The 26504-nt window shown below is 45.1% G+C and carries 26 protein-coding genes; 16 read left to right on the top strand and 10 right to left on the bottom strand.

Annotated features, from left to right (window positions below; genetic code table 11):
- Nucleotides 1-43 precede the first annotated feature (43 nt).
- Entirely contained in the window at nt 44-1183 is a 1140-nt protein-coding gene (locus tag L9Q39_RS07940; protein WP_237484556.1) for an acyl-CoA desaturase, read from the bottom strand.
- Nucleotides 1184-1398: 215 nt separating this feature from the next.
- Between L9Q39_RS07940 and L9Q39_RS07935 the strand changes: the two genes are divergently transcribed.
- From L9Q39_RS07935 to L9Q39_RS07925, 3 genes are all read left to right on the top strand, one after another.
- Entirely contained in the window at nt 1399-2490 is a 1092-nt protein-coding gene (locus L9Q39_RS07935; RefSeq protein ID WP_237484555.1) for a PfkB family carbohydrate kinase, read from the top strand.
- Nucleotides 2484-3401: a pseudouridine-5'-phosphate glycosidase gene (locus tag L9Q39_RS07930; RefSeq protein ID WP_237484554.1), complete on the top strand. Its 918-nt coding sequence runs from the start codon at nt 2484-2486 to the stop codon at nt 3399-3401. The genes L9Q39_RS07935 and L9Q39_RS07930 overlap by 7 nt, the downstream gene beginning before the upstream one ends.
- 190 nt (nt 3402-3591) lie before the next feature.
- Nucleotides 3592-4281 (top strand): HAD family hydrolase, encoded by a 690-nt coding sequence (locus L9Q39_RS07925; protein ID WP_237484553.1) that lies wholly within the window; start codon nt 3592-3594, stop codon nt 4279-4281.
- A 160-nt stretch (nt 4282-4441) separates the two neighbouring features.
- On the opposite strand, the gene katE2 is transcribed toward L9Q39_RS07925, so the two are convergent.
- Complete coding sequence (katE2, locus tag L9Q39_RS07920) at nt 4442-5923, bottom strand: catalase KatE2 (protein ID WP_237484552.1); 1482 nt, start codon at nt 5921-5923, stop codon at nt 4442-4444.
- Nucleotides 5924-6380: 457 nt separating this feature from the next.
- Complete coding sequence (locus L9Q39_RS07915) at nt 6381-7250, bottom strand: DMT family transporter (RefSeq protein ID WP_237484551.1); 870 nt, start codon at nt 7248-7250, stop codon at nt 6381-6383.
- A 223-nt stretch (nt 7251-7473) separates the two neighbouring features.
- Here L9Q39_RS07915 and tyrR point away from each other — a divergent pair, with 223 nt between their 5' ends.
- From tyrR to L9Q39_RS07900, 3 genes are read left to right on the top strand one after another with little or no spacing between them, the layout of a single operon-like run.
- Nucleotides 7474-9015 carry a transcriptional regulator TyrR gene (tyrR, locus tag L9Q39_RS07910; protein WP_237484550.1) on the top strand — a complete coding sequence of 514 codons (1542 nt, stop codon included), beginning with the start codon at nt 7474-7476 and terminating at the stop codon, nt 9013-9015.
- Nucleotides 9015-9620, top strand: coding sequence for a ribosomal protein S5-alanine N-acetyltransferase (rimJ, locus tag L9Q39_RS07905; RefSeq protein WP_237484549.1), 606 nt, complete (start codon nt 9015-9017; stop codon nt 9618-9620). The genes tyrR and rimJ overlap by 1 nt, the downstream gene beginning before the upstream one ends.
- 34 nt (nt 9621-9654) lie before the next feature.
- A complete protein-coding gene (locus tag L9Q39_RS07900; protein WP_237484548.1) occupies nt 9655-10128 on the top strand; it encodes a DUF2947 domain-containing protein in 474 nt (157 codons plus the stop codon).
- Between the two features lie 103 nt (nt 10129-10231).
- Here the strand turns inward: L9Q39_RS07900 and L9Q39_RS07895 are convergent, their stop codons facing one another.
- Genes L9Q39_RS07895 through L9Q39_RS07880 form a run of 4 tightly spaced genes read right to left on the bottom strand, consistent with a single transcriptional unit; the run spans nt 10232 to nt 13661 of the window.
- Nucleotides 10232-11725 carry a tripartite tricarboxylate transporter permease gene (locus L9Q39_RS07895; RefSeq protein ID WP_237484547.1) on the bottom strand — a complete coding sequence of 498 codons (1494 nt, stop codon included), beginning with the start codon at nt 11723-11725 and terminating at the stop codon, nt 10232-10234.
- A gap of 9 nt (nt 11726-11734) precedes the next feature.
- Complete coding sequence (locus L9Q39_RS07890) at nt 11735-12178, bottom strand: tripartite tricarboxylate transporter TctB family protein (protein ID WP_237484546.1); 444 nt, start codon at nt 12176-12178, stop codon at nt 11735-11737.
- A gap of 60 nt (nt 12179-12238) precedes the next feature.
- Complete coding sequence (locus tag L9Q39_RS07885) at nt 12239-13165, bottom strand: tripartite tricarboxylate transporter substrate binding protein (RefSeq protein WP_237484545.1); 927 nt, start codon at nt 13163-13165, stop codon at nt 12239-12241.
- Between the two features lie 19 nt (nt 13166-13184).
- Entirely contained in the window at nt 13185-13661 is a 477-nt protein-coding gene (locus tag L9Q39_RS07880; RefSeq protein ID WP_237484544.1) for a hypothetical protein, read from the bottom strand.
- A 457-nt stretch (nt 13662-14118) separates the two neighbouring features.
- On the opposite strand from L9Q39_RS07880, the gene L9Q39_RS07875 reads away from it, so the two are divergent.
- The 3 genes from L9Q39_RS07875 to L9Q39_RS07865 are packed head-to-tail and all read left to right on the top strand — an operon-like array spanning nt 14119 to nt 17341.
- A complete protein-coding gene (locus tag L9Q39_RS07875) occupies nt 14119-15537 on the top strand; it encodes an SLC13 family permease (RefSeq protein ID WP_237484543.1) in 1419 nt (472 codons plus the stop codon).
- A 6-nt stretch (nt 15538-15543) separates the two neighbouring features.
- Nucleotides 15544-16881 (top strand): ATP-binding protein, encoded by a 1338-nt coding sequence (locus tag L9Q39_RS07870; protein ID WP_237484542.1) that lies wholly within the window; start codon nt 15544-15546, stop codon nt 16879-16881.
- Nucleotides 16868-17341 (top strand): response regulator, encoded by a 474-nt coding sequence (locus tag L9Q39_RS07865; protein WP_237484541.1) that lies wholly within the window; start codon nt 16868-16870, stop codon nt 17339-17341. Before L9Q39_RS07870 ends, L9Q39_RS07865 begins: the two co-directional genes overlap by 14 nt.
- A 98-nt stretch (nt 17342-17439) precedes the next feature.
- On the opposite strand, the gene L9Q39_RS07860 is transcribed toward L9Q39_RS07865, so the two are convergent.
- The 3 genes from L9Q39_RS07860 to L9Q39_RS07850 are packed head-to-tail and all read right to left on the bottom strand — an operon-like array spanning nt 17440 to nt 19080.
- Complete coding sequence (locus tag L9Q39_RS07860) at nt 17440-18138, bottom strand: NAD(P)H-binding protein (protein ID WP_237484540.1); 699 nt, start codon at nt 18136-18138, stop codon at nt 17440-17442.
- A gap of 55 nt (nt 18139-18193) precedes the next feature.
- Nucleotides 18194-18907: a sigma-70 family RNA polymerase sigma factor gene (locus tag L9Q39_RS07855; protein WP_237484539.1), complete on the bottom strand. Its 714-nt coding sequence runs from the start codon at nt 18905-18907 to the stop codon at nt 18194-18196.
- Complete coding sequence (locus L9Q39_RS07850) at nt 18904-19080, bottom strand: sigma-70 factor domain-containing protein (protein ID WP_237484538.1); 177 nt, start codon at nt 19078-19080, stop codon at nt 18904-18906. The genes L9Q39_RS07855 and L9Q39_RS07850 overlap by 4 nt, the downstream gene beginning before the upstream one ends.
- Before the next feature lie 690 nt (nt 19081-19770).
- Between L9Q39_RS07850 and L9Q39_RS07845 the strand changes: the two genes are divergently transcribed.
- The 7 genes from L9Q39_RS07845 (at nt 19771) to L9Q39_RS07815 (ending at nt 26476) form a co-directional block, all read left to right on the top strand.
- The gene (locus L9Q39_RS07845; RefSeq protein WP_237484537.1) at nt 19771-20055 is read left to right on the top strand and encodes a hypothetical protein; all 285 of its coding nucleotides are present in this window, start codon (nt 19771-19773) and stop codon (nt 20053-20055) included.
- A 231-nt stretch (nt 20056-20286) separates the two neighbouring features.
- Nucleotides 20287-21339 carry a nicotinate-nucleotide--dimethylbenzimidazole phosphoribosyltransferase gene (gene cobT, locus L9Q39_RS07840; protein WP_237484536.1) on the top strand — a complete coding sequence of 351 codons (1053 nt, stop codon included), beginning with the start codon at nt 20287-20289 and terminating at the stop codon, nt 21337-21339.
- Nucleotides 21340-21347: 8 nt separating this feature from the next.
- Nucleotides 21348-22133 carry an adenosylcobinamide-GDP ribazoletransferase gene (locus tag L9Q39_RS07835; RefSeq protein WP_237484535.1) on the top strand — a complete coding sequence of 262 codons (786 nt, stop codon included), beginning with the start codon at nt 21348-21350 and terminating at the stop codon, nt 22131-22133.
- Nucleotides 22130-22705: a bifunctional adenosylcobinamide kinase/adenosylcobinamide-phosphate guanylyltransferase gene (cobU, locus tag L9Q39_RS07830; RefSeq protein WP_237484534.1), complete on the top strand. Its 576-nt coding sequence runs from the start codon at nt 22130-22132 to the stop codon at nt 22703-22705. Before L9Q39_RS07835 ends, cobU begins: the two co-directional genes overlap by 4 nt.
- A gap of 66 nt (nt 22706-22771) precedes the next feature.
- Nucleotides 22772-23386: a histidine phosphatase family protein gene (locus L9Q39_RS07825; protein ID WP_237484533.1), complete on the top strand. Its 615-nt coding sequence runs from the start codon at nt 22772-22774 to the stop codon at nt 23384-23386.
- Nucleotides 23383-25203, top strand: coding sequence for a M3 family oligoendopeptidase (locus L9Q39_RS07820; protein ID WP_237484532.1), 1821 nt, complete (start codon nt 23383-23385; stop codon nt 25201-25203). The genes L9Q39_RS07825 and L9Q39_RS07820 overlap by 4 nt, the downstream gene beginning before the upstream one ends.
- Before the next feature lie 241 nt (nt 25204-25444).
- Nucleotides 25445-26476 (top strand): succinylglutamate desuccinylase, encoded by a 1032-nt coding sequence (locus tag L9Q39_RS07815; RefSeq protein WP_237484531.1) that lies wholly within the window; start codon nt 25445-25447, stop codon nt 26474-26476.
- Nucleotides 26477-26504: the final 28 nt, after the last annotated feature.

Genomic DNA, 26504 nt, shown 5'->3' with positions numbered 1-26504 from the left:
CGCCGTGATTAAATCAGCAGGAATGATTAGCGGTGTCCTGCGGTTAAATGGCGGCGAGTCTTGGATTATCCAACAGGTTTTGCCACTGCTGTTTCTTTTCCGTTAAGTAGAGGTCTAATTGCTCAAGACGTACTTTCACTAGGGCCTGCTCATACTTTTCTTTCACGCTGGAGCAGGCACTGGCAATCATAGATTGCTTTAATGTTTCGTATTCTTGCAGCTTTTCCAGTAACTGTTGTAACTCACTTTCGAAAGTAGCCAGAATCTTTTCAGGATTGGGCAGCGCAATAATATTAGTTTTCGCTTGTTGGAACTGTTGAGTCAGCTTAGCCTTTTCGATCTTGAAGTTGCTCACGGTACGCAAATTCTGAGCGAGTCCCAACCAAGACGCGGATTTGATCAACCACTTTGTCGGGTCAAACTGCCACCAGCGAATGCCATTGCGATAGTCGCTTTCGAATAGGTGGTGGTAATTGTGGTAGCCCTCACCAAAGGTCAGCAAGGCTAACAAATGATTGTCTCTAGCCGTGTTCTTGGTGGTATACGGTTGAGAACCCCACACATGAGCCAATGAGTTAATAAAGAAAGTCGTGTGATGACTCAGAACCAGTCGTAACGCGCCGACCATCAACATAAAGCCAATGATGTCGCCATAAATAACACCAAGAAGAAACGGAATACCCAAGTTGGTCGCCAGTGCCAAGGCGACATAGTGCTTGTGCTGCCACATAACGATTGGGTCGCGCTGTAAATCACGACAGTGACGATAATCAGAATAGCTCTCGCCTTGATACTCTCTCAGCATCCAGCCGATATGAGAAAACCAAAAACCGCGTTTGGCTGAATAAGGATCTTTGTCATTGTCATCGACATACTTGTGGTGACGGCGATGGTCGGAAGACCAATGCAAGACGCTGTTTTGTAGTGCAAAAGCACCGCCAATGGCAAAGATGGCTCTTAAAAAGAAGTGAGCTTGATAGCTCTTGTGTGACCACAAACGATGGTATCCGGCGGTGATCGATAAACCACAGAAGCTAAAGCAGATAATTAACCAAATCCAATGCGGCGCAGAATAGCCAGAGTGGAATCCATACAGGATCACTCCTGCGGTCGCGAGTACAAAAGTGCCAACAAACAGAGCAAGATTAGCCCAAAGTATCGGCGGCTTGGATTGAGTTTGCATAACAAATTCCTTTTAGCTTACAGATGTTCGCTAGAATATCAGCGTACAGTTGTAAGTCAAACATTGGTGACCAGCTTATAAACACTTTGTGACAATTAAACCAAAAAGTGACCAGTTAGCGCTGGGATTGGCATAAATAACAAATAACGCTTGCGACCACGCAAACGTTTTACTACTATCTGGACAAAAGTTTAATCGACTGGATTTATGTCTAAATGACTGAGCGTGAACAACAGATTTTACAACTGATTAAGCAAGACCCTTTGATTGCACAGAACGATCTGGCAGAGAAGTTAGGGTTAAGTCGAAGCGCCGTCGCAAGCCATATCATGAACTTGACTCGCAAGGGCTATATTCAAGGTAAAGGTTATGTGATTGCACCGGAGCGATTTGCGGCGGTCGTGGGTGGCGCAAATATGGATTTATGTGGTCGTTCATTGCAAAGCTTGCAAGTGGGCGATTCGAACCCCGGTATATTAACTTCCGGTCCTGGTGGTGTGGCTCGTAACATTGCCGATAACTTGGGGCGCATGGGCAGTAACGTTCAGTTTATTGGTGCGGTGGGCGATGACACATGGGGACTCAATTTGCTTGATTCCTGTCGAGATGTCGGTGTTAACGTTGACCACTGTTTTGTGATGCCAAATCGCACCACAAGCACCTATCTGTCGATTCATGATGCCGACGGAGAAATGCAGTTAGCGCTGAATGATATGGCACTTATTGATGAGTTGGACCAGTCTAAGTTAGCGAAACGTGCACAGGTATTTAATCGAGCTGGGGTGATCGTTTTAGATGCCAACCTACCGGAATCTGCGTTGGAATATCTGTTTCATGCCCATAGTGACAAAGCGATATTTGTTGACCCGGTATCCGGTCTGAAAGCACATAAAATTAAGCCTTATCTTGCTCATATACATACCCTTAAACCGAATCTTGCTGAAGCTGAGTTTTTATCAGGTATCACCATTGATGCAGACGACAAACTGGATCAAGTCGCCAACGCTTTGCATGAACAAGGGGTTAAGCAACTTCTTATTAGCTTAGGTGCCAAAGGCGCTTATTCCAGTGTTGAGGGGCAAGGGCGATTCATTCCTGCACCAAGAACGCAGGTGACCAATGTGACCGGAGCAGGCGATGCATTGATGGCGGGGCTTGTACACGGCTTTTTAAATCATTGGAATTGGGACCAAAGTGTTGAGTTTGCCCTTGCTGCGGCAAGACTGACACTGAGTGCCAGCACAACTATTAATTCTATTATGTCAGAACAAGCGGTGTTTCGCTTGATAGAGGAATCCTCATGTTAGAAAACTACCTAGATATCCTGCCTGAAGTGGCAGACGCGTTAGCAAATAACCAACCTGTCGTGGCGCTTGAGTCGACGATCATTTCTCATGGTATGCCTTATCCTCGAAATGTTGAAACTGCTCTGATAGTCGAACAAACGATTCGTGAATCCGGTGCTGTACCTGCGACGATTGCGATTATTGAAGGTCGATTGAAAGTCGGTCTAAGTCATGATCAAATTGAATATCTAGGCAAAGCGGGTCGCAAAGTGACGAAAGTAAGCCGCCGTGATATTCCATTCTTGGTTGCGGGTAAGCGAGATGGCGCGACGACGGTTGCAGCGACGATGATTCTTGCTCAAATGGCAGGTATCAAGGTCTTTGCAACGGGCGGTATCGGTGGTGTTCACCGTGGTGCGCAAGAGACATTTGATATTTCAGCGGACCTTCAAGAGCTTGCAAATACCGACGTTGCAGTGGTGTGTGCGGGGGCGAAATCGATTCTTGATTTGGCACTGACTCGTGAATACCTAGAAACTCAAGGTGTTCCTGTGATCGGCTATCAAACCGATACGCTGCCAGCGTTCTACACTCGTGAGAGCGAACACAGCATTGATTATCGTTTAGACAGCGCTGAAGATATTGCACTGGCGCTAAAAGCGAAATGGGAAATGGGGCTAAACGGTGGCGCTGTGATTGCTAACCCAATCCCTGAAGCCTATGCCATGCCAGTTGAAACGATCACACAGGTGATTGAACAAGCATTAGCGGAAGCAGAAGAGCAAGGCATTGCAGGTAAAGAATCGACGCCATTCTTGTTGGCTCGCGTGTGCGAATTGACTGGTGGTAACAGCTTAGACTCAAATATTCAGTTAGTGCTGAACAACGCTCGCCTTGGTGCAGCGATTGCCAAATCATACTGTGAGATCTAATCACAGTCTGATTTATTGATATTAGCGCTCGTCAGTGGACGGGCGCTTTTTCGTTTATGCTTTTGCTTTCGCTCTAGTTTAAGCTTTCGCTTTAGTTTATCGCTGCCTTTTAAAGGGCACCTCAGCACCTAGCCCTGCGAATAAAAATACGGCACAATAGCGCCACACCAATGTTGCCAAAGAAATTAAAATGAAATTCCAAGCTGCCATCTTTGATATGGATGGTCTCCTTCTCGATACTGAAAACGTCTGTAAGCAGGTGTTTGCTCAATCTTGCGCCAATCTTCAAGTGCCGTTTCTCGAACAAGAGTACTTGTCGATTATTGGTTGCAACTCGAAAACGATCAACGCCCAGTTAACGCAAGCGTATCAAGGCATTATTGATTATTCGCTGTTAAATCAAGAGTGGCGAAACAACTATGATGATGTAGTACTTAATCGTGCCATACCCAAAAAGCATGGTGTAATTGAATTACTTGAATGGTTGAAACATCAAGGGATCCCGATGGCCGTGGCGACGTCTACACAGCGCAATGTTGCAGAGGTGAAGCTAAAGTTGGCTGGCTTAGCTGACTACTTTTCTGCTTTAGCGACAGGTTGTGAGGTGAAAGCGGGCAAGCCTGCACCAGAGATCTATCAATTGGCGGCTCAGCGTCTTGGCGTTGATGCACATTCGTGTATTGCGTTTGAAGATTCAAACAACGGCGTAAAGTCGGCGGTGTCTGCGGGAATGACGACCTATCAAATCCCCGATCTAGTCACACCTTGCGCTGAGGTGTTAGCGTTGGGAAGTCAGCTAAGAACATCACTGTTTGATGTTTACCAAGAACTGAGCCTACAAAGTAAAAGCGAATTGATGATATACCCAAGCAACCTCTGAATCCTAGCTCTTGAGAACATTTGGCTGGATATCATCAATAGAGATGTAGCTATAGATAAGTAAAGTAGCTATAGATAGATAAAGTAGCTATAGGTAGATACAAAAGGAAAGGGGTTAAGTACTGGTACTTAACCCCTTTCTTATTTAGGTCAAATCAGAGTTATGCGTATTCGCCTTCACTTTGATTGCTCGCTTGAGTGTATTCAGCTTGCTCGATACCTAGTAGGTCTGCGATGCCTTTCGCGTATGCAGGATCCGCTTGATAACAGTGTTTCAGGTGACGCAGTTGAATCTCTTTTGGCACACCGTCAAGGTTGCGAGCTGTGTTACCAAACAGTAGCGCCTGCTTCTCTGGTGTCATAAGACGGAACAGCTCACCTGGTTGAGTGAAGTAATCATCATCTTCTCTATGATTCCAATGATCAGCTGCACCCTCAAGGCTTAGCGGCGGCTCAGAAAAGTCTGGTTGCTCTGCCCATTCACCTTGGTCGTTAGGCTCGTAACCCAATGTGCTGCCGTAGTTACCATCAACGCGCATTGCGCCATCACGGTGATAACTATGAACTGGGCAACGAGGCGCATTGACTGGGATGCTGTGGTGGTTCACACCTAAGCGGTAGCGTTGAGCATCGCCGTAAGAGAATAGGCGACCTTGTAGCATTTTATCTGGTGAGAAACTGATACCCGGAACCACGCTTGCTGGGTTAAATGCAGATTGCTCGACTTCAGCAAAGAAGTTTTCTGGGTTGCGGTTCAGCTCAAGAATACCGACATCAAGAAGTGGGTAGTCTGTGTGTGGCCAAACTTTGGTTAGGTCGAATGGGTTGTACGGCACTTTTGAAGCGTCAGCTTCAGGCATAATTTGCACCTGCATTAACCATTTAGGGAAATCTTGGTTGTCGATGCTTTCTAACAGATCACGGTGGTGACTTTCACGATCTTTACCCACCAAGGCTTCCGCTTCTTGGTCAGTCAGGTTTTGAATACCTTGCTGAGATTTGAAATGGAATTTAACCCAGTAGCGCTCATTGTCAGCGTTGATAAAGCTGAACGTATGGCTACCATAGCCATGCATGTGACGGTAAGTCGCAGGAATACCACGGTCACTCATTACAATGGTAATCTGGTGCAGAGCTTCTGGCAGTGAAGTCCAGAAATCCCAGTTGTTTTTTGCGCTACGCATGTTAGTTCTTGGGTCACGTTTTACCGCGTGGTTAAGATCTGGGAACTTAAGTGGATCGCGCAGGAAGAAGACCGGAGTGTTGTTACCAACCAGATCCCAGTTGCCTTCTTCGGTATAAAATTTAAGAGCAAAGCCACGGATATCACGTTCAGCATCCGCCGCGCCGCGCTCACCAGCAACCGTTGTAAAGCGAGCAAATAATTCAGTTTTTTTGCCTACTTCAGAAAAGATTTTTGCTTTAGTGAATTGAGAAATGTCATGTGTAACCGTAAACGTACCGTAAGCACCTGAACCTTTCGCGTGCATACGACGCTCTGGGATAACTTCTCTATCGAAATGAGCGAGCTTTTCTAGAAACCAAACATCTTGCAGCAACTGAGGACCACGTTTACCCGCGGTCATCACGTTTTGGTTGTGAGCAACAGGGCAACCTGCAGCGGTGGTTAGTTTTTTACTCATCGAAAATTCCTTTTACATTGCTTTTTAATGGAATGTAGTTGTCGGCTTAGGACAAAGCACGATTGAGCAATGAGGCAATCAATCGCGTTAACAAAATATTACATTTACCCAGTGTTGGAAAATGCACGTAACAGCTATTAACTGATAATTAACAATTGTGGTCTTTGATTTAAATCAAAAACTTAGCTTGTTTCGCAAATGATTCTTAATGTTAATAACAAATATTTTTTATTACGACTCTGACCGAAGTGAATTTGAGTAAACGTTTATAAAATTAAATAGGTAGCTCGCTCAATGATTCATCAGTAAATGCAATAAACCAGTGAGCGGCGTATTGGAATAATGGGGCGCTAGCGGAGAAAAATGAACCAGAAGCAGCGAGCATTTGACCTTTAGTTGTTACATTTTGGCGTCGTAGTTTTTGCTGAGTTGATTCGTTTAGATTGGATTTGCGCGTTTATCTGGCTGCTTTTGACATTGTACTAAAGCGGAAGAATATCAGAGCTGATAACAATATGGCACAGCCGATCATTTTGGATACAGGCAGAGTTTCACCATACACCAAGATACTGAGCAGTAGCGTCCAAATCGGCTCAAGCAACATGATTAATGCTGCATTTGTGGATTCAACTAGTTTTTGTCCTGTGGTTTGCAATAGATAGCGCAGGCTGGTGGCAATAATGACACTGCAAGTGAACCAAGCCCATGTGTTATGAGATACCGTCTCTGGCCAAGTTTCTAGGTGGTAGGACAATAGCAATCCCAAGCTGCCAGTAGTTAAGAGTTGTAAACTCGTGAGCAAAATCGGCGATATCTTAGCGACATAGATGCGATTGAGGTTGAAGTGAATCGAGAAGCCGATTGCCGCCATTAAAAACCACAGTTGACTAAGATCGAATTGCCATCCGGTCGCCGAGGAGATCAATAACAGCCCGACCAGCGCCATCGGTAACGCGAGCCAAAAACTGCGTGGTGGCGCCGTTCCCGTCATGACCCATGCGACAAGCGGCACAATGAGCATCGAAAGACTCATAATAAATGCCCCTTCCCCAAGGGTGTCCGAAACCGAAACGGCGAATATCCAACAAAACAAGGCACTCGCCATAAAACAACCTACCATCATGGCTCTGAGTATGTGCGCCCAGCCCAAGGCTTTGAGTTCTTTGCGACAAAACGGCAACAAAATCAACGCAGCAAGCAAAAACCGCGAACCGATAAAGCCCAAAGGGGGCAGTTCTACTATAGATTGTTTGGAAAATACCCAGCCTGCGCCTGCAATTAAGGTCGTTAAGATCAGGATCATTTCGGCACGGTAGCGAGACTTCATAGTGACAGATTAAAGCAAGATAAGATGCGGCTAATTTAGCCTAGTTTGTGCTGACTGCCTATCAAATTAGTCGCAAAACAGTATGGATGAACCGTGACACCCTGCTAATGCGAAAAATGACACCAACTTTTCATCGTGACATTCAGTTTTTGTTGACGTAAATTCCGATGTCGTACACACTAAGTGTCAACTTTTCGTGACACCTTTCAATAGGAAATTCTTAGTGCGTTTACAAGTGCTTTGTGAGGATAGATTAGGTCTAACCAGAGAGTTATTAGAGCTGTTGACGGCTCGCAGCTTAGACCTGAGAGGGATTGAAATCGATCCCGTCGGTATCATCTATCTGAACTGTCCTGATATTGATTTTGACACCTTTCGTGATCTTATGGCAGAAATTCGCCGCATTGACGGGGTTAAAGATGTACGCAAAATTCAATTTATGCCCAGTGAAAGGCATAATAACGAACTGATTTCTCTGCTTACTAATCTGCCGTATCCGGTGCTATCCATCGATCTCAAAGGTGCGGTGGATATTGCGAACCATGCCGCTCTAAAGCTGTTAGCCAAAACTGAGCAAGAAGCGGTAGGGCAGCAAATCTCTTCTTTGATCCCTAGCTTTAATTTTGCTAAATGGATGGAAGGCGAGGTCTCTCGCCAGCAAAGTACCGTTGTGATTGATGGTATCGACCACAAAATGGATATTTTGCCAGTGTATATCACCAACCATAGCGATGAAGCGGTATTGACGAGCATCGTTGTGAGCGTGTATCCAAAAGGCGCGGGTAAAACGAGTGATATGTTGCCCGATAGCCATGCCCTTGGTTTTGAGCATTTTGTCGGCATCTCCAATAAACATAAAGCACTGATCAGCCAAGCGAAAAAACTCGCATTATTGGATCAACCTCTTTTGATTACTGGCGATACTGGTACGGGTAAAGAGATGCTAGCTCGAGCTTGCCATACTCGCTCAAGTCGCGCCGAGCATCCGTTCTTGGTGGTTAGTTGCGCGTCAATGCCCGATGACGTAGCGGAGACAGAATTGTTTGGTCATGCACCGGGTTCTTTTAATCATGAACATGGACATAAAGGCATTTTCGAACAAGCTAACGGCGGTACGGTGCTGCTGGATGAAATTGGTGAAATGAGTCCGCATTTGCAGATCAAAATGTTGCGCTTGTTACAAGACGGTCGTTTTAGGCGAGTCGGTGAAGAGCACGAAATGCAGGCAGATGTCCGCATTATCGCATCAACTCGACACAATTTAGCGCAGTTAGCGGAAGCGGGGCAGTTCCGTGAAGATCTATTTTATCGACTAAATGTACTGACATTGAATATACCGCCGCTATGTGAACGCTCAAGTGACATTGCACCTTTATTGGAGCTGTTTATTACTAAGCACAGCCATCATCTAGGGTTAACTAAACCCAGTTTTGATGAAGAGTTAGTCAAGGAGCTTAGCCAATATGCGTGGCCAGGCAATATGCGTCAGCTTGATAACATGGTGTTACGTGCGCTCACTCAATTTACGGGTCATGAGCTAAAATCAAAAGACTTCAATTTGCCTCGTCTCGATGCCGTCTCTTCTTCAAGTGCAGCCTTGAACTTGGAAGGTTCGCTGGACGATATTATGAAAGAATATGAGTCTAAGGTATTGGAAAAGTTGTATCAGGCGTTTCCTTCAAGCCGCAAGTTGGCGAAGCGACTTAACGTGTCTCATACATCGATAGCAAACAAGCTTCGTGACTACAATATTCGGAAGAATTGATGCAAGACTTGAGCTCGCCAGTACAGATGTATTGCAGCGATGGGGAGATATTGGTGCGAACCACCAAGCCCTCAGATGCTTATATGTTAGCTGATTACTTTCAGCACAACCGTGAACATCTTAAACCTTGGGAACCAGAACGCGGTGAAGATTTTTATCGAGTGGATAGTTGGGCTTCGAAACTGATTAAGTTGGATGAACTGCACCGCTTAGGGAAAGCGTACTATTGCATTATCGTAGAGTTGAGCAGCCAAAAAATGATTGGCACTGTCTCCTTTAGCCATTTAGTACGATTCCCAGTTTATAGTTGCAATTTAGGGTATTCACTGGCTCAAAGCGCGCAAGGACAGGGCTTTATGCAGAAAGCCTTAGCACTTGCGTTACCTTATATGTTTGATACCCAGCAGATGCATCGAATTGGCGCCACTTATATGCCCAATAATCATCGCAGTGGCGCGGTACTTCATTCGATGGGATTTGAAAAAGAGGGGATAGCGAAAGACTATCTATTGATCAACGGAAAATGGGAGGACCATATCCTCACTGCCTTGATTAACCCTAACTGGCAAGCAAATTCGCAACGTTATATGCAAAAGATGTCGTAAAATGATGACGGCATATTGATACTTAGGAGACGAAATGTCTTACGAAACTTTGGAGCAATACCAAAGAAAATGGATTTTTACTCACCAATCTATGCCAGTTCCTGAACAGGATTGGTCACAGATTAAACCGATGACTCAAGCCCGCGCGGCTCAGTTTTGGAAAGAGAATGTCAGTGCGCAAAGCCCAGATGCTGAACGACTCAGCAGTCAAGACTGGCCAATGAATGAAAGCAACTGGCTAGAGAGCGTTGACTGGATGCAAGAGTGGGAATCGGATGATAACGCCCTACCATCAGCGGTGAATGAGTTTTTAGACTGGCAAGATGATGTGACGGTGTATTTTTGTTATGAGAAGTACAACATCATTGAAACCAAATGGTCGGTATTTAAAAAGTACTGGAAGAACTTTCTATTTTACGATGACGGTCCATTCCTCCTTGCTCGCCGTCGCAATCAAGCCTTGTGGTTTAATACAGACGGTACTGTTAGGTTGGGTCAACGCAGTTGATGCCGTTAACCGTTGCAGATTCAGTGAACAGTATGATGGTTTAAACGATGCTTTTCTAAAACAATAAAGCGGTCACTCAATACGGTGACCGCTTTACCATGTGCTAATCGCTGGTCTGGTTTAATTTCGACTTCTTCTTCATTTTCATTGTCGAGTACACGGAGAATATGGCCAACAAGATAAAACCTAAAGCAATGGGACGCTCGTAGAGGAAAGACCAAGAGTTGTCATACATTAATAGTGCTTTTCTGAGGTTAGTTTCTGCCATCGGACCTAAAATAATCGCCAGCAAAATAGGAGATGACGGAATATCCATTTTTCCTAATACAAAACCGAGTAAACCAAAGGCGATAGCGATACCCACATCAAACATCGAATTGTTGATGGCATAAGCGCCAACGACCGATAAGAATATGATGATCGGGATCATTAATAACTTAGGGACTTCAATGATTCGACAGAAAAAGCGAATACCGACTAAGCCCACCAATAACATCACCACATTAGCGACAAGCATCGAGCTGAATACGCCATAGACGACCTCAGGACTATGGGCAAAGAGCAACGGACCGGGAGTTAAGCCTTGTACGATCAGTGCGCCGAGCAAAACAGCAGCAACAGCGTCACCGGGGACACCCAATGTTAGCAAAGGAACCAATGATCCCCCCGTCACGCCATTATTTCCTGCCTCAGCGGCGGCTAAGCCTCGAATTGAGCCTTTACCGAATTCGTCAGGGTTTTTTGAAACGCGTTTTGCTTCGTTGTAGCAGACGAACGCGGAAATATCAGCACCTGCTCCGGGTACAGAACCAATCGATGTCCCCATAAGACCACTCTTGATAGCGGTTGGCATCATATCTTTGAGGTCTTGTCGGCTAAGCAAAGTGTGGTCAAACTTAGGCACTTCCGTACGTTTTTCTTTAATGATTTTCTCGATTTGATTAATGGCTTCAGACAATGCGAATAAGCCAATCAATACCGGAATGACATTAATACCGCTATAGAGATCCATAATACCAAAGGTAAACCTCGGTACGCTGCTGATAGGATCTAAGCCAACGGTTGAAATTAATAATCCAATACTACCAGCAAGCAATCCCTTTAAGATATTTTGTGCCGAGACGCTAGCAATGATAGTGAGCCCGAACAGAGCCAGTGCAAAATACTCAGGAGCATTAAATCGCAAGGCGAAATTGGCTAAAAGTGGTGAGATGGCGATCAATACGATGGTACTGATCAGACCGCCAACAAATGAAGCCACCGCAGAAATACTAAGAGCTCTTGCTGCTTGTCCTTTGGCTGCTAGCGTATGTCCGTCGAGAACGGTCGCCGCAGAGGCCGGAGTGCCGGGGGTTTTTAATAGTATGGCTGCAATCGAACCACCATAGATACCACCAATATAGACACCCACCAACATAACAAGAGCGGGCGTTGACGCCATACCAAAGGTAAAAGGAAGCAAGATGGCAACGCCCATTGTTGCAGTAAGACCCGGCAATGCACCAAGAACGATGCCTCCGACCACGCCGAAGATCAAAATGGGTAAGACCTCAGGGCTAAAAGCGGTTAAGAGGCCGTTAAATAGATGCTCTAACATAGTGTGCCCTTAATAAAAGTAGCCTTCAGGAAGCGCAATATAGAACACTTCACCAAATAGGTAGTAAACACAGAATACAAATGCCCAAGCGACAGCGTAGAACAAGGGTTTTTTGACTTTGAAAAATATCAGGTAGGCAGTGAAGGCAACAAGGCTCGCATATAGGTAGCCAATAACGCTAATTAAAACAGCGTAGGCAATAAGGAAACCAACGCCAAATGCCGCCATTTTAGAGAAAATTGGCTGCTGGTTAGCTGCCAGCTTTTTAATGCGAACTTGCACAATTAAAGCGATACAAATGAGAATTTGAATAATAGCGATTGCCGTAGGAAAAAACTTTGCATCAACACTTGCGTCTTGAAAGCGAGGTTCTGCAAATTGAGAGATAATGACCAGTACGATTGCACTTATAACAATAATAAGGGAAGGAAAGATCATGTTTCTATTGATCATATAAATACCCCAAAAAAACAAAATGGGAGCATTAATAATAATGCTCCCAAAAACAGCGGCTTAATTAATTAGTTTGCCTAGCGACTTAGTATCTTGCTCAACAAACTGAGTGAACTCTTCTGCATTCATGTTATGGATGGTCATTGCACCTTTTTCCATAAACTCTTTGAATTCTGCAGAAGCCATAGCTTCATCGAATGCTTTACCTAGCGTTTCGATGATTGCATCTGGTGTATCTTTTGGTGCGCCAATACCACGCCAAGTCCCTGTAACGACATCAACACCTTGCTCTTTCAGTGTCGGAACTTCAGGCAAGTAACCAATGCGCTCTTCAGACATAACGCCAAGCGCTTTTAGCTGACCAGAACGTAGTTGTGCAATCGCTTCACCTGGAGTCACCATAGTGACATCTGTGTGTTTGCCCAGCACTGCAGGAATGGCTTCAGAGGCTCCGTTGTACGGGATTGCGTTTAGTTTGATGTTTTGGTCCTTTTCAAGCGCCATTAAATAGAAGTTTGGCGCTGCGGTAGAAGCAAATTTGACTACGCCATCGCCTTTTTTCGCTTCGGCAATCAAATCATTAATGGTGTTGTATGGGCTGTCTTTATGAACCAGCACCACGGCAGGGTCGAGGTTAACAAGGCGAATGAGTTTAAAGTCGCTCGCGTCATGCTGCATAAGCCCCATTTGTGGAAGGGAAGCGATTTCACGCGTAACAACGGTCAGCGTGTAGCCATCAGGACGTTGCTGAGCGCCGAAGCTCATTCCGACAGCACCCGCACCGCCAGTACGGTTCATAACTGCAATATTTTGACCCAGAATGTCTTTTGCTGAGTTAGCAAGAGTACGACCCACGGCATCGGTACCGCCACCGGCTCCAAATGGTACAACGAGACGAATATTTTTTGATGGGTAATCAGCAGAAATAGCTGAAGCTGAAGCCATCACACCAGCGGTGACAAGTAGCGATTTTAGTAACTTGTTCATAATCAAGACCTTCTATACGTTATTTACGGTAAGTTTGTGTAGGGTTATTGGTTTTATTATTTTGATATTCACTCATGCAGAGTTGTTCGAACGCGACAGCTATCCAACCGCTGATAAGCATGTCGTACCATTGTTCAACGCCACTACAGGCGACAACAATGTCTCCATAGACAAAAGATCCGTAGAACAGCAGATCTTCTTCCTGTAAAGATGAGGTATGTAAAGTTTGGTTTGTTAAGTTAGGGCGACCGTTGCGCCATGCTTGTTGTGCTTTTTTACGCGCAAATTGATCGAACGGGATTGTCCACTGTTCGGGGGAGCCAAGGGATGTTTGGTACAAGATAGCTTCTTCAAATGTGCTTTCCCAAGGTTTTACTCGTGGGTCCATCACAACAATATGGAGCTCTTTTCGATTGGTTCTTTCAAATAATTTTTCGATTGAAGGCTTAACAAGTTCGACAGCATCGATAGCCAAATCTAAGTGATTCTTTACCATTGAATTAATTCCATGTTTTGTTAATCACAGAACAAAGGATATTGTATGGCAAAGTTAATTAGTAATTAAGAAAGTGTTGGATGCTACTTAGATCACTGCTGCTGTCGGCAAATAGTGCGCTGAATCTTGTTTTAGGTGATTTTAATACGACATCTAGTGATCTTCGTCGGCAGTACGCACGACGCTATAAACATGATATTTAAATCCGACTTTTCGAAGTCGATATGATTGCGCATAAATCATACAAATTCAGCAACATTTAACCTGTTGCTTGAGTTTTGGTCATACTTTGGGAAAAACAGTCTTATCAAAGCGAGAGACTCTCTTAAACTCGCGCCCGATCATGCCTAGAAACCTTGAACTAACTCAACAAATATTGATCATACGCTAAACACCTTAGCCTTAATTTAGCAATACTACGTGCCAGTCAGTTTATTGCTCGAGTTAAAGATGGACCATGCGCTCATATATTAAATTTGTCATTCCAATTCTTATTCCGTTAATTGTTCTTTGTTTACCGTTATCCGCGTTTCCTTTTGAAGGCTTAACCATAGTACAGCAACGTGTGATTGCCATTTTCCTGTTGGCGGCGCTTTGTTGGGTATTTGAGCCTATTCCTATTTACGCCACTTCTGTGGTGATTATCGTCTTGGAACTGTTGTTAATCTCGAATAAAGGCATCTATCTGTTCCGAATGTCAGAAAATGAGCCGCATTTTGGCGAATTACTCAGCTACAGCGATATCATGGCGACGTTTGCCAGTCCAATTATCATGTTGTTTCTCGGTGGTTTCTTTCTAGCAATGGCGGCGACCAAGTATCGGCTTGATGTCAATCTCGCAAGGGTGCTACTCAAGCCTTTTGGTCAAGATCCCCGTTTTGTTATGCTGGGTCTAATGCTCATTACCGGCATTTTTTCCATGTTTATGTCTAACACCGCGACCACAGCGATGATGTTGTCGATACTCACTCCGGTGATCGCCGTGTTTGGACCGAAAGATCCTGGTCGTATCGCCTTTGCGCTTTGTATTCCTGTTGCTGCCAATATTGGCGGTATCGGCACGCCAATCGGTACGCCACCCAACGCTATCGCACTCAAATATTTGGTGGGTGACAACTTGATTAGTTTTGGCGAGTGGATGGCATTTGGTGTGCCGTTTGTCGTGGTGATGATGGCGTTCGCTTGGTTTGTGATTAACGCGCTCTATAAAGCAGACCAACAGAAAATTGATTTGGAAATCAAAGGTCGATTCTTAAAAACACCCAAGGCGATCATGGTTTATATTACCTTTGGTTTAACCATTCTACTGTGGTTGATGGGCTCTTCCCATGGCATGAACTCGTATACGGTCGCATTAATCCCTGTCGCGATTTTCTCCATCACCGGCATCATCAATAAAGAAGATTTGAAAAAAATCTCTTGGGATGTGCTGTGGTTGGTGTCGGGCGGTATTGCGTTAGGTCTCGCTCTGGATAAAACCGGATTAGCCAAACTGGTGGTACACAGTATTCCGTTTGATGCTTATTCCCCTTATGTGGTGTTATTCGGTGCCGCTTTCCTATGTTTGCTGATGGCGAACTTTATGTCTCATACTGCGACGGCAAACTTGTTGATGCCTATTATGGCGGCATTAGGCGCTTCGATGGTCAGCCTTGCGCCGCTTGGTGGTGAGGTGACCTTGATTCTTGTGGTGACGTTCGCCGCCTCGTTGGGTATGTCATTGCCGATAAGTACCCCACCGAATGCTTTAGCGCATGCAACTGGTCATGTTCAGAGCAGCCAAATGGCAAAAGTTGGGGTGATTCTAGGTGTGGTTGGCGTGCTGCTCAGCTTTGTGTTGGTGTGGCTACTGCATGCGGTTGGGCATATAGGTTAAGTTGATATGCAAAACACCGTGCAGGCGCTTATACAACGCTACTTTGCTGCCGAACAGCGACAAATCACCTTGCAGCCGGATAGCGTTCTGTTCAGGCAAAGCGGTCATAATGACCGTCTATATTATGTTTTGGATGGTGAGCTTGCGGGTTATTATGAGCAAGATAGCGCCGACAATTTAGTCAAAGTCTTTAGTGCCCAACAAGGGGCTTTTATTGGTGTCCACAGTTTCTTTTCTGGAACTTGGCAAGCCTCTTCAACGGTGATAACCAAAACCCAGGTAAAACTGGCCTGGATCGACCGCCATACTGCGGCGGAGTCTCCCGACGTTAATGGACCGCTTAGTGCTCAGTTTATGCCTGTTATGGTTAACGAGTTGTCACGCAGGCAGAGGCGAGCCACCCAAGAGGCGATTGCTAAAGAAAAAGCGCTGCAAACCCTGCATACCGCTGAGCAAATGAGTACCTTGGGACAGTTGGCGGCGGGGATCGCTCATGAACTAAACAACGCGATTGGTGTGGTGAGTAGTAAGAGCGATCGGCTGCAACATGCGTTGATACAGCTTTTAGAAGAGGTCCACTCTGACGCGAGTCAATTTTTTGATGTTGGCCTGCTACAGGGACAAGTGATTTCTTCGACCGAAGCGAGAAACCAAGCCAAGCGATTGCAAAAGAAACATAAACTGGATGTCATGGTGGCTAAAAAATTGGCCAAAGCGGTGAATGATGAAGCGCTGACAGAAGCTTGGTTGAATAACCCTGAGCAAGCCGTCAGATTTTGGGAGTTAGGGCGAGATTTGCACGATCTTCGTTTGGCGGCAAAGCATACGGTCGGGATTGTTAAATCAGTGAAACAGTTGGGCAGAACCGACACTGAGCAAGATGCGTTGTTTGATATTAATGATTCCATTCATAAGGCGATGGCATTGTTGCAAAGTGATTTACGTCGTGTATCGGTCAGAATAAGACCGGCAAATTTACCCCTTATTCGCGGAGTCTCAACGGAATATGTGCAAGTGTGGAGTAACATTTTAAAAAATGCCTGCGACGCCTTGGCAAGGACGGAAGACCCACATATCGATATTCAAACCAAATTATCCAATCAAAAGATTCAAGTGATTATCGCCAATAATGGACCAGAAATAGACGAAGCCACAAGACGCAAAATTTTCCAGCCCAATTTCACCACTAAAAAAGGTGGGTTATCGTTTGGGTTGGGGTTGGGGCTTTCAATTGTGAAAAGAATTATCAGTGAAAATGGCGGTAGCATAGCGGTAAAGAGCGATGCTAACAGCACAATTTTCCGAATCAAATTACCGGTAGGAGAAGGTTATGGAAAAGCTTAACGTTATTTGTGTCGATGACCAAAGGGAAGTACTGAGCGCGGTGATACAAGACCTCGAACCTCTGAGCGCTTGGCTAAATGTTGAAGATTGTGAATCTGCTGATGAAGCGCTCGAACTGATGGATGAATTAGATGCCAATGGTGAATGGATTACCGTTTTGATATCGGATCACGTTATGCCTGTGATGACAGGGGTCGAGTTGTTAACCAAAGTTTCAAAAGATAGTCGATATGCCAGCACCAAAAAAGTTTTGCTTACTGGACAGGCGACCCACACTGATACGATTACCGCCATCAACACTGCTGGCGTAAGCCACTATTTTGAAAAGCCTTGGAATGCTCAAGAGCTTATTGAGTGCGTGCGATCTCTCGTGACCCATTTCTTATTTGATCAAGGCATCGACTATCAAGCCTACTTAGAGCACCTTGATCAGCAAGTGGTGTTAGAACGTCTACGCTAAGGGTTGATATTGGTGAAGATAAACCTTGGCTGAAGTTGATAAAGCCCGATTGCTACTATTGCTGTCCAACTATTGCTGTCCAACTATTGGGGGTCAGTTCACCGTTTTATGGACGACTCTTTTAGGCTTGCTCGGCGACTGATCTGCGATAACTGCGCCGAGTTGATCTGGGCAACATGATCGGCAATAAGATTGCTCGTCGCTAAAATGAACATCGCGCTAGCGACGTCTTTAGCTTCGATGGGTTTAAAGTTGCGAAGCGGTCCGATAAGTAAAGGCGTGATAAAGCCAAGTAGGCGTTGAACTAGCACTTCATCGGCGCGTATGTTTTCTTGTCGACCTGCCAGAGGTCCGGGGCGAGCGAAAATGACTTGTCTAAATCCCAACTCTGCGAGTTGCAGCTCCATCTCTCCTTTGGTTTTGAGGTAGTGGGAAAGCGCGTTAACGGAGGCGCCTAAACTGGAAACGACGACGACTTTAGACACACCGACTTCACGCATAGACTTGGCAACCTTGACGACTAGGTCACAATCTATTTCCCTGAGAGCCTGTTTGCTACCAGCTTGTTTGAGCGTAGTGCCTAAGCAGATAAAACCGATATCCGCTGTCATATTGGTTTTGTCATGATCAGGTACAGATAAGTCATTCGTGACCAGTTGTTCCCCTTTTACCGTGCCCTCAATGGCACGGCGACTTAAGATAAACAAACGTTCCACGTTATTGGCTTCATCGAGTTGTTGTAAAAGGTGACGCCCAACTAAACCTGTTGCGCCAGCGATAATGGCTTTATGCTTCATAAACTTTGTGCTTCATAAAATAGACGACTAGTTTACTGGACTGACTCAACAGAGTTTAATCTATTTCTTGTTTAGTGAGGTTTTGTCGATGAAGTTTTTCTTTGAGTATGTCCATCGCATTTTTCTGGATCTGTCTGACGCGCTCTCGCGTGACGCCAACAATCTCACCGACTTCTTCGAGGGTTTTAGGCGAATCGTCCAATAACCCGAAGCGGTGGTACAAAATGGTACGCGGTTTGTCTGGGAGTTGATCAACTAAGCCAATTAATGCTTTATTGAGGTTTTGACTGACGATTTCCTGTTCAGGCAGTTCGAACACATCCTCATCATCAATAGCTTGCAAGTGATCTTTGTGATCGCCATCCTCGTCCCAACCATTATCTAATGACAAAGACTGTTCAGATAGTTTGAGTAGTTTACTGACTTCTTCCGGGCTGCGTCCGGTACGATTGGCAATGTCAGCCGATGTCGGCTCATGCTTGCCTTCTTTGCGTAGTTCATTCGCCGCTTTATTGCATTCGCGGATCTGTTTTGTGATGTGGACAGGAACGCGAATGGTTCGTCCTTGGTTCATGATTGCGCGATCAATAGCTTGTTGAATCCACCAGACGCCATAGGTTGAAAAACGATAACCCAATTCAGGGTCAAATTTGTCTACCGCCTGAATGAGTCCAATATTGCCCTCATTAATTAGGTCATAAAAATCTAAGCCTCGACCTGAATAACGTTTTGCGGTTCTTATCACTAAACGTAGATTTGAGTTAATCATTTTTGCCGAGCAAGTTGATCCCCTTTAATAGCTTTACGTGCAAGGAATTTCTCTTCTTCAGCAGTAAGCAGGTTATGGTTTGAGACCTCTTTAAAATAGGTAGCGCCAATATTGAGGGCTTCGTCGTGGTTACTTTTTGTTCGATTTTGTTTTTTTTCTTCTATAACTCTCATACCCATACCTCTACACTGAACATATGTTACAAAAAAAAGCTGTAGTAATTGACGTTTATTGAATGTAAGTAATCATAACCTCGGTTGTCAGAATCTAACTTACACTATATTTCAATCAAATAGCAATGATTGATTAATAATGAATATACAATGCTGCAACATATTCGACGCTATCTTAGCCTTTCTGTTATCTATATTTGATGGAATTAGCGCTATAAAATGGCGCTATTATGTTAATTATTACTAACGGACGCTAAGGGCTAATGTTGTGCTACAGTGTTAAGTTATTGTAATTAAGTTATTTTACTCATTTTCATAGTAGGAGAAACCTGTGCTCCTTGATCTAAATGAGTTTCTTTATCACTTTCTGGTATTTAATATTAACGAAACGCTCAATGCGGGTTGAATCTGCTATTATTTTCAGTTATGTCAATTTAATTATCCGATATGTTGGGGTTTTTTGACGGATAAATTGGGGTTGTTATCTGTTCTTAGGATGTTCTACTTATTTTGTGATTTGTATACTTGCATTTATTTATTTCTTGATTAATGTCAATGGTGTTTATAAATAAAGTAATAATTTGTAATATATGTTAAATATTAATAACTGGAGTAGATATCGTGTAAGGGTGTATTACACTTGAATATAGACGCTGTATTAACTGTAGTAAATGAGGTTAGCTGTTAGATATGAATGCACAACTACAAAGTAAAATTGAAGAGCTACTCGTGTTGGCAAAGTCACAAGGTGTTTCGATTGTTGGGCTTGTCGATATTCCAGGCAACAACGTATGTCACGTATTTAAGTCTATTGAACCCGATTGCAAACAAGGAACAAGAAACCTCGATAACGTCATGATGCGCCAGTTATGTACTGGTGACTCCGATTCTTGTAAAACGTGTCATATGGGCAAGTCTACCGTATCAGAAAATGGCTTAGCCTTGCTGGCTGCCGAATTGAACGAACTCTCTTAAACATATTGTTTTCTGTTGGTTTAAATGCAGATATCCCTAACCCCAAGTTACCCCTGAACTCTGCGTCTTGAGGTAACTTGGGAATAATAGGTAAACAAGTCAATTGACAATTTATTATCAATGTTCGTTTTTCTAGCGTGCTGACGCCTTTGACAGTAAACTGGCTGACTTATGCTCTCAATGTCATCAAATTGTTCGAGCAATCAATGAGTAAAGCAAGATAGGGACAGCATGCTAAACCAACAATTTGACCACCATATCCAACAACGTATCGATCAAAAAACCAAGCCAATAGGCGCTCTGGGGCAACTAGAAGCGATAGCCTTTCAATTGGCAAAAATCCAGTCATGTCGGCTTAACTCCGCCACGAATTCAATCTCTATCAATAAACCGTCTCTGGTCATTTTTGCCGGAGACCACGGCATTGCCGATCGTGGCGTGAGCATTGCACCCAGTGTCGTGACCCAGCAGATGGTCGGAAATTTTTTGCAGGGCGGGGCAGCCATCAACTGTTTCTGTCGAGTCAATCAAATTGATCTCTCCGTCGTCGATTGCGGGATCTTGGCTCCAATCGCCTCCAATGATGATCGTCTTTTATTGAGTCGACTAGGCAAAGGCACTCAAGACTTCTCAACTCAAGCTGCAATGACTGTAGAACAAGTTCAACAAGGCATCAGTCAGGGAAAAGAAATTGTAGAAACTCTGATAGCACAGGGCTGTGAGGTCTTGATGTTTGGTGAAATGGGGATTGGCAATACCAGCAGCGCTTCGGCATTGTTATCAGCGAACTTTAATCTTGATGCAATCAGTTCAGTCGGTCGCGGTACGGGGATTGACGACAAACAACTGCTTTTGAAGCAACAACTGGTTCAGCAAGGTGTTGAGCGTTTTCAATCCAAGGATGTCGCGTGTTCTGAGGAAGAGCATGTTATAGCCAGTTTGGTTGAACTGGGCGGTTTTGAGATTGTGCATTTGGTCGGCGCTTTTTTGCAGGCAGCAGAGCGCAAAATCCCTGTGTTAGTCGATGGGTTTATTATTTCTGTTGCAGCGGCTTTAGCCTATAAGATGCAGCCTGAAACGCGAGAGGTAATGATCTTTGCCCATACTTCCCAAGAATCCGCGCATTGTGCGCTGCTGTCTATTTTGGACGTAGAGCCATTACTTGATCTCGGTTTAAGATTGGGTGAAGGCACAGGCGCTGCATTGGCCATGCCGCTACTGCGTTGCGCTGCGGAGTTTTATAACCATATGGCGAGTTTTGAATCCGCAGGGGTGACCGTTTGAATCCGCCAATGAGTCAGTGGTGTCGTTATCAAGTGCAACTGTTTTGCCTTGCAGTGAGTTTTTTCTCTCGTCTGCCTATCCCGAGCTCAACCCCTTATTCACCCGAAAGAATGAACCGCGCTGGGCGTTATTTTGCCTTGGTGGGTACGCTATTGGGTTTGCTGTGTGGATTGGTGTTTCATCTGGTTGAATACGCACTGCCTTCGTCCGTTGCCGTTATTGTCACTATGGCATTTAGCCTATTATTGACCGGCGCTTTTCATGAGGACGGTCTGGCGGATATGGCAGATGGCATCGGCGGCGGTATGACGGTCGAGCGGCGGTTAGCCATTATGAAAGATAGCCGGCTCGGCACATACGGTACCGTAACATTAGTCTTGGCTTTGATGATGAAATTTAGCTTGCTGGATGAATTATCAAATCACACGGCTTTGCTCGCCATTTTTGTCTTGGCTTACACTTACAGTCGAGCTGTGGCAGCCAGTCTTATTTCGGCTATGCCATATGTTTCTGATCTTGATACCAGTAAGAGTAAGCCATTAGCCAGTACCCAAACCCAACAGGAATTGGCGTTTCTGGTATTTTGTGGCGTGCTGTCATCACTGATTTTTGGTCTGACGGTAGCTTTACTGCTTGCGGTGGTTGCGGTTCTATTTCGTTATCTGTTTATCAAGTGGTTAACGGCAAGGTTGGGCGGCTTTACTGGTGATTGCCTTGGTGCGGCTCAACAAATTATGGAATTGCTAATCTATCTTGTTCTACTGGTTTATTGGTCGAATGGGGGAGGACGATGAGTATCGAACTTGTCTTGGGTGGTGCGCGATCGGGTAAGTCTCGATATGCGGAATCTGTGGTTAATCAAGCGCTGCAACAGCAAGTTGAGTTGGGGTCGTGTCCGGATAGCAAAAAGCACTATGTCGCGACCGCTGAGGCATTTGACGATGAAATGCGCCAAAGAATTCAGCATCACCAACGCAGTCGTGATTCACTTTGGCAACAGTGGCAAACGCCCCTTGAACTTGCACAGCAACTCAAGCAGTTTGACGCCAAGGATATTGTTCTGATCGATTGCTTAACACTGTGGATGAACAATCAGATATTTTACGCTGGTGAAAGTTGCAATGACGAGCTTTTAGAGTGCAAAGTGCAACAACTGGTCGAGGCCTTGCTTGAATGTAAAGCTCATGTGGTCTTGGTATCGAATGAGGTTGGTTTAGGCGTGGTTCCGCTAGGCAAGGTTTCGAGGTTATTTGTCGATAATGCGGGACGAATGAATCAGCGGCTTGCCAGTATTGCTGATAAGGTGGTCTTTGTCGCCGCGGGTCTCCCCATGACTTTAAAACATGACGTTAAAGCTGGGTCTTGAAATCTGGCTTCTGAAAGTTGGCTCCTGAAAGCAGGGCTCTGAAAACATGGTTTTGAAACATAGCCTATGAATAATTTTATACTGGTGCGACACGCCAAAGTGAATGCGCAAGCGGGGTTGTTTGGTCAAACCGATATAGACGTGTTGCCCCATGAACAGCAAAGCTTGCTGTCGAATCTTGTGGAGTCTTCGGTGAAGTTTGAGCGTGTGATCTCGTCGCCGCTTGTGCGTTGTGCCGAGCTTGCAACGCTGATAGAGCAACGCTATCAAGTGCCTATTGAGTTTGATGAAAATATTCAAGAAATGAATTTTGGTGACTATGACGGTTTGACCTTTGATCAAATGAGCGCCGAACAGTGGCAACTCATGGAGCAGTTCTGGCGTCATCCCGCCAAAGTGACGTTACCCAATGGTGAGTCTTTGGCGCAGTTTCAAGCTCGCGTAGTACATGCTTGGCAACAGATACAACAACGGCAAGGCAACAGCTTGATCCTTGCCCATGGCGGCGTTATCCGTATTATTATTGCTCATATACTTGGGCTTGATTGGCAACAGCCACAACTTTATGCCAATTTGCATATCGACAACGGCAGCGCCACACACATTCAAATTCATCCACAGGCTTTGCAGTTTGCACGCTTAAAAGCCATTGGAACTTCATTAAAAGGAATCTTGCTATGACCGCTGTTTGGGACTTGAGCATCGCCTACCAAGGGCTAGATGATCCGAAAATCGAACAAGATATTGAGTTAATCAAACGCTCCATTGAACTGCTCAATCTTCATCAACAAGAAAGAGAGCATGTTGTCACGATTCAAAACGCTATCCAGACGATGGAGGCTGCGAGTACCTTGCTGGCAACAGTGAATACGATGGCGATGTGTCAGGCGTCAACCAACGCGCAAAATCAATCGGCGAAGCAGATGATTGCGCGCATTGCTCAATTAAGTTCTGAATTGCAGCAAGCCTATACACCTTATGAAAATCAGTTAGCATTTGCCTCTAGCGAGTTTATTGAAGAGGTCTTGCAGCATGACAATCCGTCAGTGTCTGGACAAGCTTTCCAAATCGCACTGATGCAAATTCAAGCCACAACACAAATGAGTATAGAGTCAGAACAGTTGCTGTCGGCAATGGAAGTTGATGGACGCGATGCATGGGGACGTTTATACGATAATTTAACGGGTTCGCTAACCATTAAGGTAGCGCTTGAAAGCGGCGTTGAAGAGATGGGTTTTTCTCAGGCGGCAAGTCTGTTATATGGCGGCGAGTTTGATAAGCAGCAAGCGGTTTGGAGCGGTATTCAAGCTGCAATGAAGCAGAATGAGATTACCTTGGCTTCCATTGTTAATGCCCTTGCAGGGTGGCGACATAACGAGGGTTCAAAGCGCTCTCATACTCAACCGCAACACTTCCTTGATCCAAGCCTGTTTGAAAACCGCATCAGTCGTGACACGCTTGAAGCCATGATGTCGGTCGCAGAGCAAAACAAACATATCGGTCAGAAAGCGGGTAAATTGATGGCTAAGGTTCATGGTCTTGAAGCCATGAAACCTTGGAATCACCTTGCCGCCATGCCGCCACTGGAAAATGCGCCTGCCAAAGTTTATACCTTTGATGAAGCCATTGAGCTGATTAAAGCTGCTTTTGCTACGGTCGAGCCGGAAATGGCGGAATTTGTGCAAACGATGGTAGACAACGGCTGGATTGATGCTGAGCCAAGTGAACACCGCCGCTTGGGTGCTTATTGTACCAAGCTTGCCGCGACTCGTACTCCTTTGGTCTTTATGACTTGGGGCGGCAGTCGTTCTGATTTACTGACGCTTGCCCATGAGTTAGGGCATGCATTCCATAATTGGGTAATGCGCGATCTGCCTTTGTGTCAGACACACTATCCCATGACCTTGGCAGAAACCGCTTCGATTTTTGCTGAGAACATAGTACGAGACTATCTTTTAGAACAGGCTTCGACGCCGCAAGAACAGTTGGAAATGCTGTGGGAAGAACTCTCTTCTGCGTACGCATTGACCATCAATATTCCCGTTCGCTATGAGTTTGAAAAAGCATTCTATGAGCAACGTCTGCAAAATGAACTGGATGCACCGCAACTGTGTGAGTTGATGTCATCGACATGGCAAGCATGGTATGGCGACTCAATGACAGGAAGTGATCCCTATTTCTGGGCGAGTAAGCTGCACTTTAGTATCTCTGAGTTGAGTTTCTACAACTATCCGTATCTGTTTGGTTATCTGTTTAGTTTAGGGGTCTATGCTGAGCGAGCGAACAAAGGAGAGGCTTTCTATAGGGATTATGTCTCTTTGTTGCGCGATACTGGCAGTTATCTTGCGGAAGAGGTTGTCGATAAACATCTGGGACAAGATTTGACTCAACCGCAGTTTTGGCAACAAAGCATGGCACGCATCGAGCAGAAAGTTGACCAGTTTGAACGACTTTTGAACGAAGTGGTCATGCAGCAGACCGAAAAGGCTATGCAGTAGATCGAAGCAACCACACAACAGCCATCATTGTTGTAGCATGACTTGATGAGTTGAGTTGCATAGAAAAGGCAAGTTTGCACAGATGAATCAGCCATCATTAGTGTGCAGACTTGCTGTATTTTTGCGCAATTGCTTCATTTTCTTACAATCTTGGGTGATAGACTTCGACAAACGAGATCTTGCCCGTATAATTAACTTCAATGTTTCATTAACATACCGCTGTTATATTAGGGAGCAGCGCATGACGAAATCGCTTTTTCGCCAATCATTTCTAAAAGATACTTTAAATACCGATGCAGAGTTCGTCGGTGGTTCGCTTGTTACGGATAATGGTGTCACACTGGAACACCGTGCCCGAGGTTTGCTCGAGGTCACGCCAGAGACACTCGGACCAGATAGTAAACACATTATCATTTCTTGTGGGGTTCACGGCGATGAGACTGCGCCGATGGAGCTGATCGACAAGTTGATTGCTGATATTGAATCCGGATCAACCACGCTAAAAGCGCGTTGTCTGTTTATCATTGCTCACCCAGCAGCGACAAACCAGCAGCAGCGTTTTGTTGATGAAAACCTCAATCGTCTGTTTGGCGACAAGAAATATCCACAAAGCCAAGAGCTTGATATTGCCAAGCGCCTTAAGTCATGGGTCGCAGACTTCTATCAAGGTGTTGAGGTGGAACAACGTTGGCACCTCGACCTCCATTGTGCTATTCGTCAATCTAAACACTATTCCTTTGTGGTGAGCCCTAAGGTTCGTCACGAAACTCGCAGTAAAGCACTGTTTGACTTCGTTTCCAGCGCACAAATTGACGCGATTTTGCTATCCAATGCGCCATCGAGCACGTTTAGCTGGTTTACCGCAGAGAACTATGAAGCTCAAGCGTTAACCATGGAGCTGGGTCGTGTTGCAGCACTGGGTGATAATGACCTAGCGCGCCTAAAGGCTTTTGATGTTGCGACGCGCCATCTACTTGCCGACGAAAAACTGCAGCAGGCTTCAAGTACTCCAGTGATTTACCGTGTGGCGCGTAGTATTATCCGACGTGAAGAAGACTTTGGTTTCTTATTTGATGATGATGTAGAGAACTTTACCGAGTTCATGCATGGTGAGGTGTTCGGTCATGATGGTGATAAACCATTAATGGCGAAGAACGAACACGAGGCGATCGTTTTCCCTAATCGGCATGTCAAAGTGGGTCAACGTGCGGCGTTGATGGTGGTTGCAGTATCGGCACGCTATGACGGTGACCAGTTGGTTTACGACTGGTAAATGTGGAATAGAATCAGCAGCTTGAATA

This window comes from Vibrio hippocampi (assembly GCF_921292975.1).
Classification (GTDB): domain Bacteria; phylum Pseudomonadota; class Gammaproteobacteria; order Enterobacterales; family Vibrionaceae; genus Vibrio; species Vibrio hippocampi.
The sequence above is the reverse complement of the archived record's forward strand: the minus strand, read 5'-3'. Positions and strand labels throughout refer to the sequence as shown.

Excerpts from the sequence above, each read along its gene's own strand:
- L9Q39_RS07915 (WP_237484551.1), bottom strand. The coding sequence starts at position 7,250 with ATGAAGTCTCGCTACCGTGCCGAAATGATCCTGATCTTAACGACCTTA.
- cobT (WP_237484536.1), top strand. The coding sequence starts at position 20,287 with ATGCTAAACCAACAATTTGACCACCATATCCAACAACGTATCGATCAA.
- L9Q39_RS07875 (WP_237484543.1), top strand. The coding sequence starts at position 14,119 with ATGCGCTCATATATTAAATTTGTCATTCCAATTCTTATTCCGTTAATT.
- L9Q39_RS07935 (WP_237484555.1), top strand. The coding sequence starts at position 1,399 with ATGACTGAGCGTGAACAACAGATTTTACAACTGATTAAGCAAGACCCT.
- L9Q39_RS07925 (WP_237484553.1), top strand. The coding sequence starts at position 3,592 with ATGAAATTCCAAGCTGCCATCTTTGATATGGATGGTCTCCTTCTCGAT.
- L9Q39_RS07930 (WP_237484554.1), top strand. The coding sequence starts at position 2,484 with ATGTTAGAAAACTACCTAGATATCCTGCCTGAAGTGGCAGACGCGTTA.
- cobU (WP_237484534.1), top strand. The coding sequence starts at position 22,130 with ATGAGTATCGAACTTGTCTTGGGTGGTGCGCGATCGGGTAAGTCTCGA.
- L9Q39_RS07860 (WP_237484540.1), bottom strand. The coding sequence starts at position 18,138 with ATGAAGCATAAAGCCATTATCGCTGGCGCAACAGGTTTAGTTGGGCGT.
- L9Q39_RS07890 (WP_237484546.1), bottom strand. The coding sequence starts at position 12,178 with ATGATCAATAGAAACATGATCTTTCCTTCCCTTATTATTGTTATAAGT.
- L9Q39_RS07825 (WP_237484533.1), top strand. The coding sequence starts at position 22,772 with ATGAATAATTTTATACTGGTGCGACACGCCAAAGTGAATGCGCAAGCG.
- L9Q39_RS07820 (WP_237484532.1), top strand. The coding sequence starts at position 23,383 with ATGACCGCTGTTTGGGACTTGAGCATCGCCTACCAAGGGCTAGATGAT.
- L9Q39_RS07870 (WP_237484542.1), top strand. The coding sequence starts at position 15,544 with ATGCAAAACACCGTGCAGGCGCTTATACAACGCTACTTTGCTGCCGAA.
- L9Q39_RS07895 (WP_237484547.1), bottom strand. The coding sequence starts at position 11,725 with ATGTTAGAGCATCTATTTAACGGCCTCTTAACCGCTTTTAGCCCTGAG.
- L9Q39_RS07940 (WP_237484556.1), bottom strand. The coding sequence starts at position 1,183 with ATGCAAACTCAATCCAAGCCGCCGATACTTTGGGCTAATCTTGCTCTG.
- L9Q39_RS07815 (WP_237484531.1), top strand. The coding sequence starts at position 25,445 with ATGACGAAATCGCTTTTTCGCCAATCATTTCTAAAAGATACTTTAAAT.
- L9Q39_RS07865 (WP_237484541.1), top strand. The coding sequence starts at position 16,868 with ATGGAAAAGCTTAACGTTATTTGTGTCGATGACCAAAGGGAAGTACTG.
- L9Q39_RS07855 (WP_237484539.1), bottom strand. The coding sequence starts at position 18,907 with ATGATTAACTCAAATCTACGTTTAGTGATAAGAACCGCAAAACGTTAT.
- rimJ (WP_237484549.1), top strand. The coding sequence starts at position 9,015 with ATGCAAGACTTGAGCTCGCCAGTACAGATGTATTGCAGCGATGGGGAG.
- L9Q39_RS07835 (WP_237484535.1), top strand. The coding sequence starts at position 21,348 with ATGAGTCAGTGGTGTCGTTATCAAGTGCAACTGTTTTGCCTTGCAGTG.
- L9Q39_RS07885 (WP_237484545.1), bottom strand. The coding sequence starts at position 13,165 with ATGAACAAGTTACTAAAATCGCTACTTGTCACCGCTGGTGTGATGGCT.
- L9Q39_RS07845 (WP_237484537.1), top strand. The coding sequence starts at position 19,771 with ATGAATGCACAACTACAAAGTAAAATTGAAGAGCTACTCGTGTTGGCA.
- L9Q39_RS07880 (WP_237484544.1), bottom strand. The coding sequence starts at position 13,661 with ATGGTAAAGAATCACTTAGATTTGGCTATCGATGCTGTCGAACTTGTT.
- L9Q39_RS07850 (WP_237484538.1), bottom strand. The coding sequence starts at position 19,080 with ATGAGAGTTATAGAAGAAAAAAAACAAAATCGAACAAAAAGTAACCAC.
- L9Q39_RS07900 (WP_237484548.1), top strand. The coding sequence starts at position 9,655 with ATGTCTTACGAAACTTTGGAGCAATACCAAAGAAAATGGATTTTTACT.
- katE2 (WP_237484552.1), bottom strand. The coding sequence starts at position 5,923 with ATGAGTAAAAAACTAACCACCGCTGCAGGTTGCCCTGTTGCTCACAAC.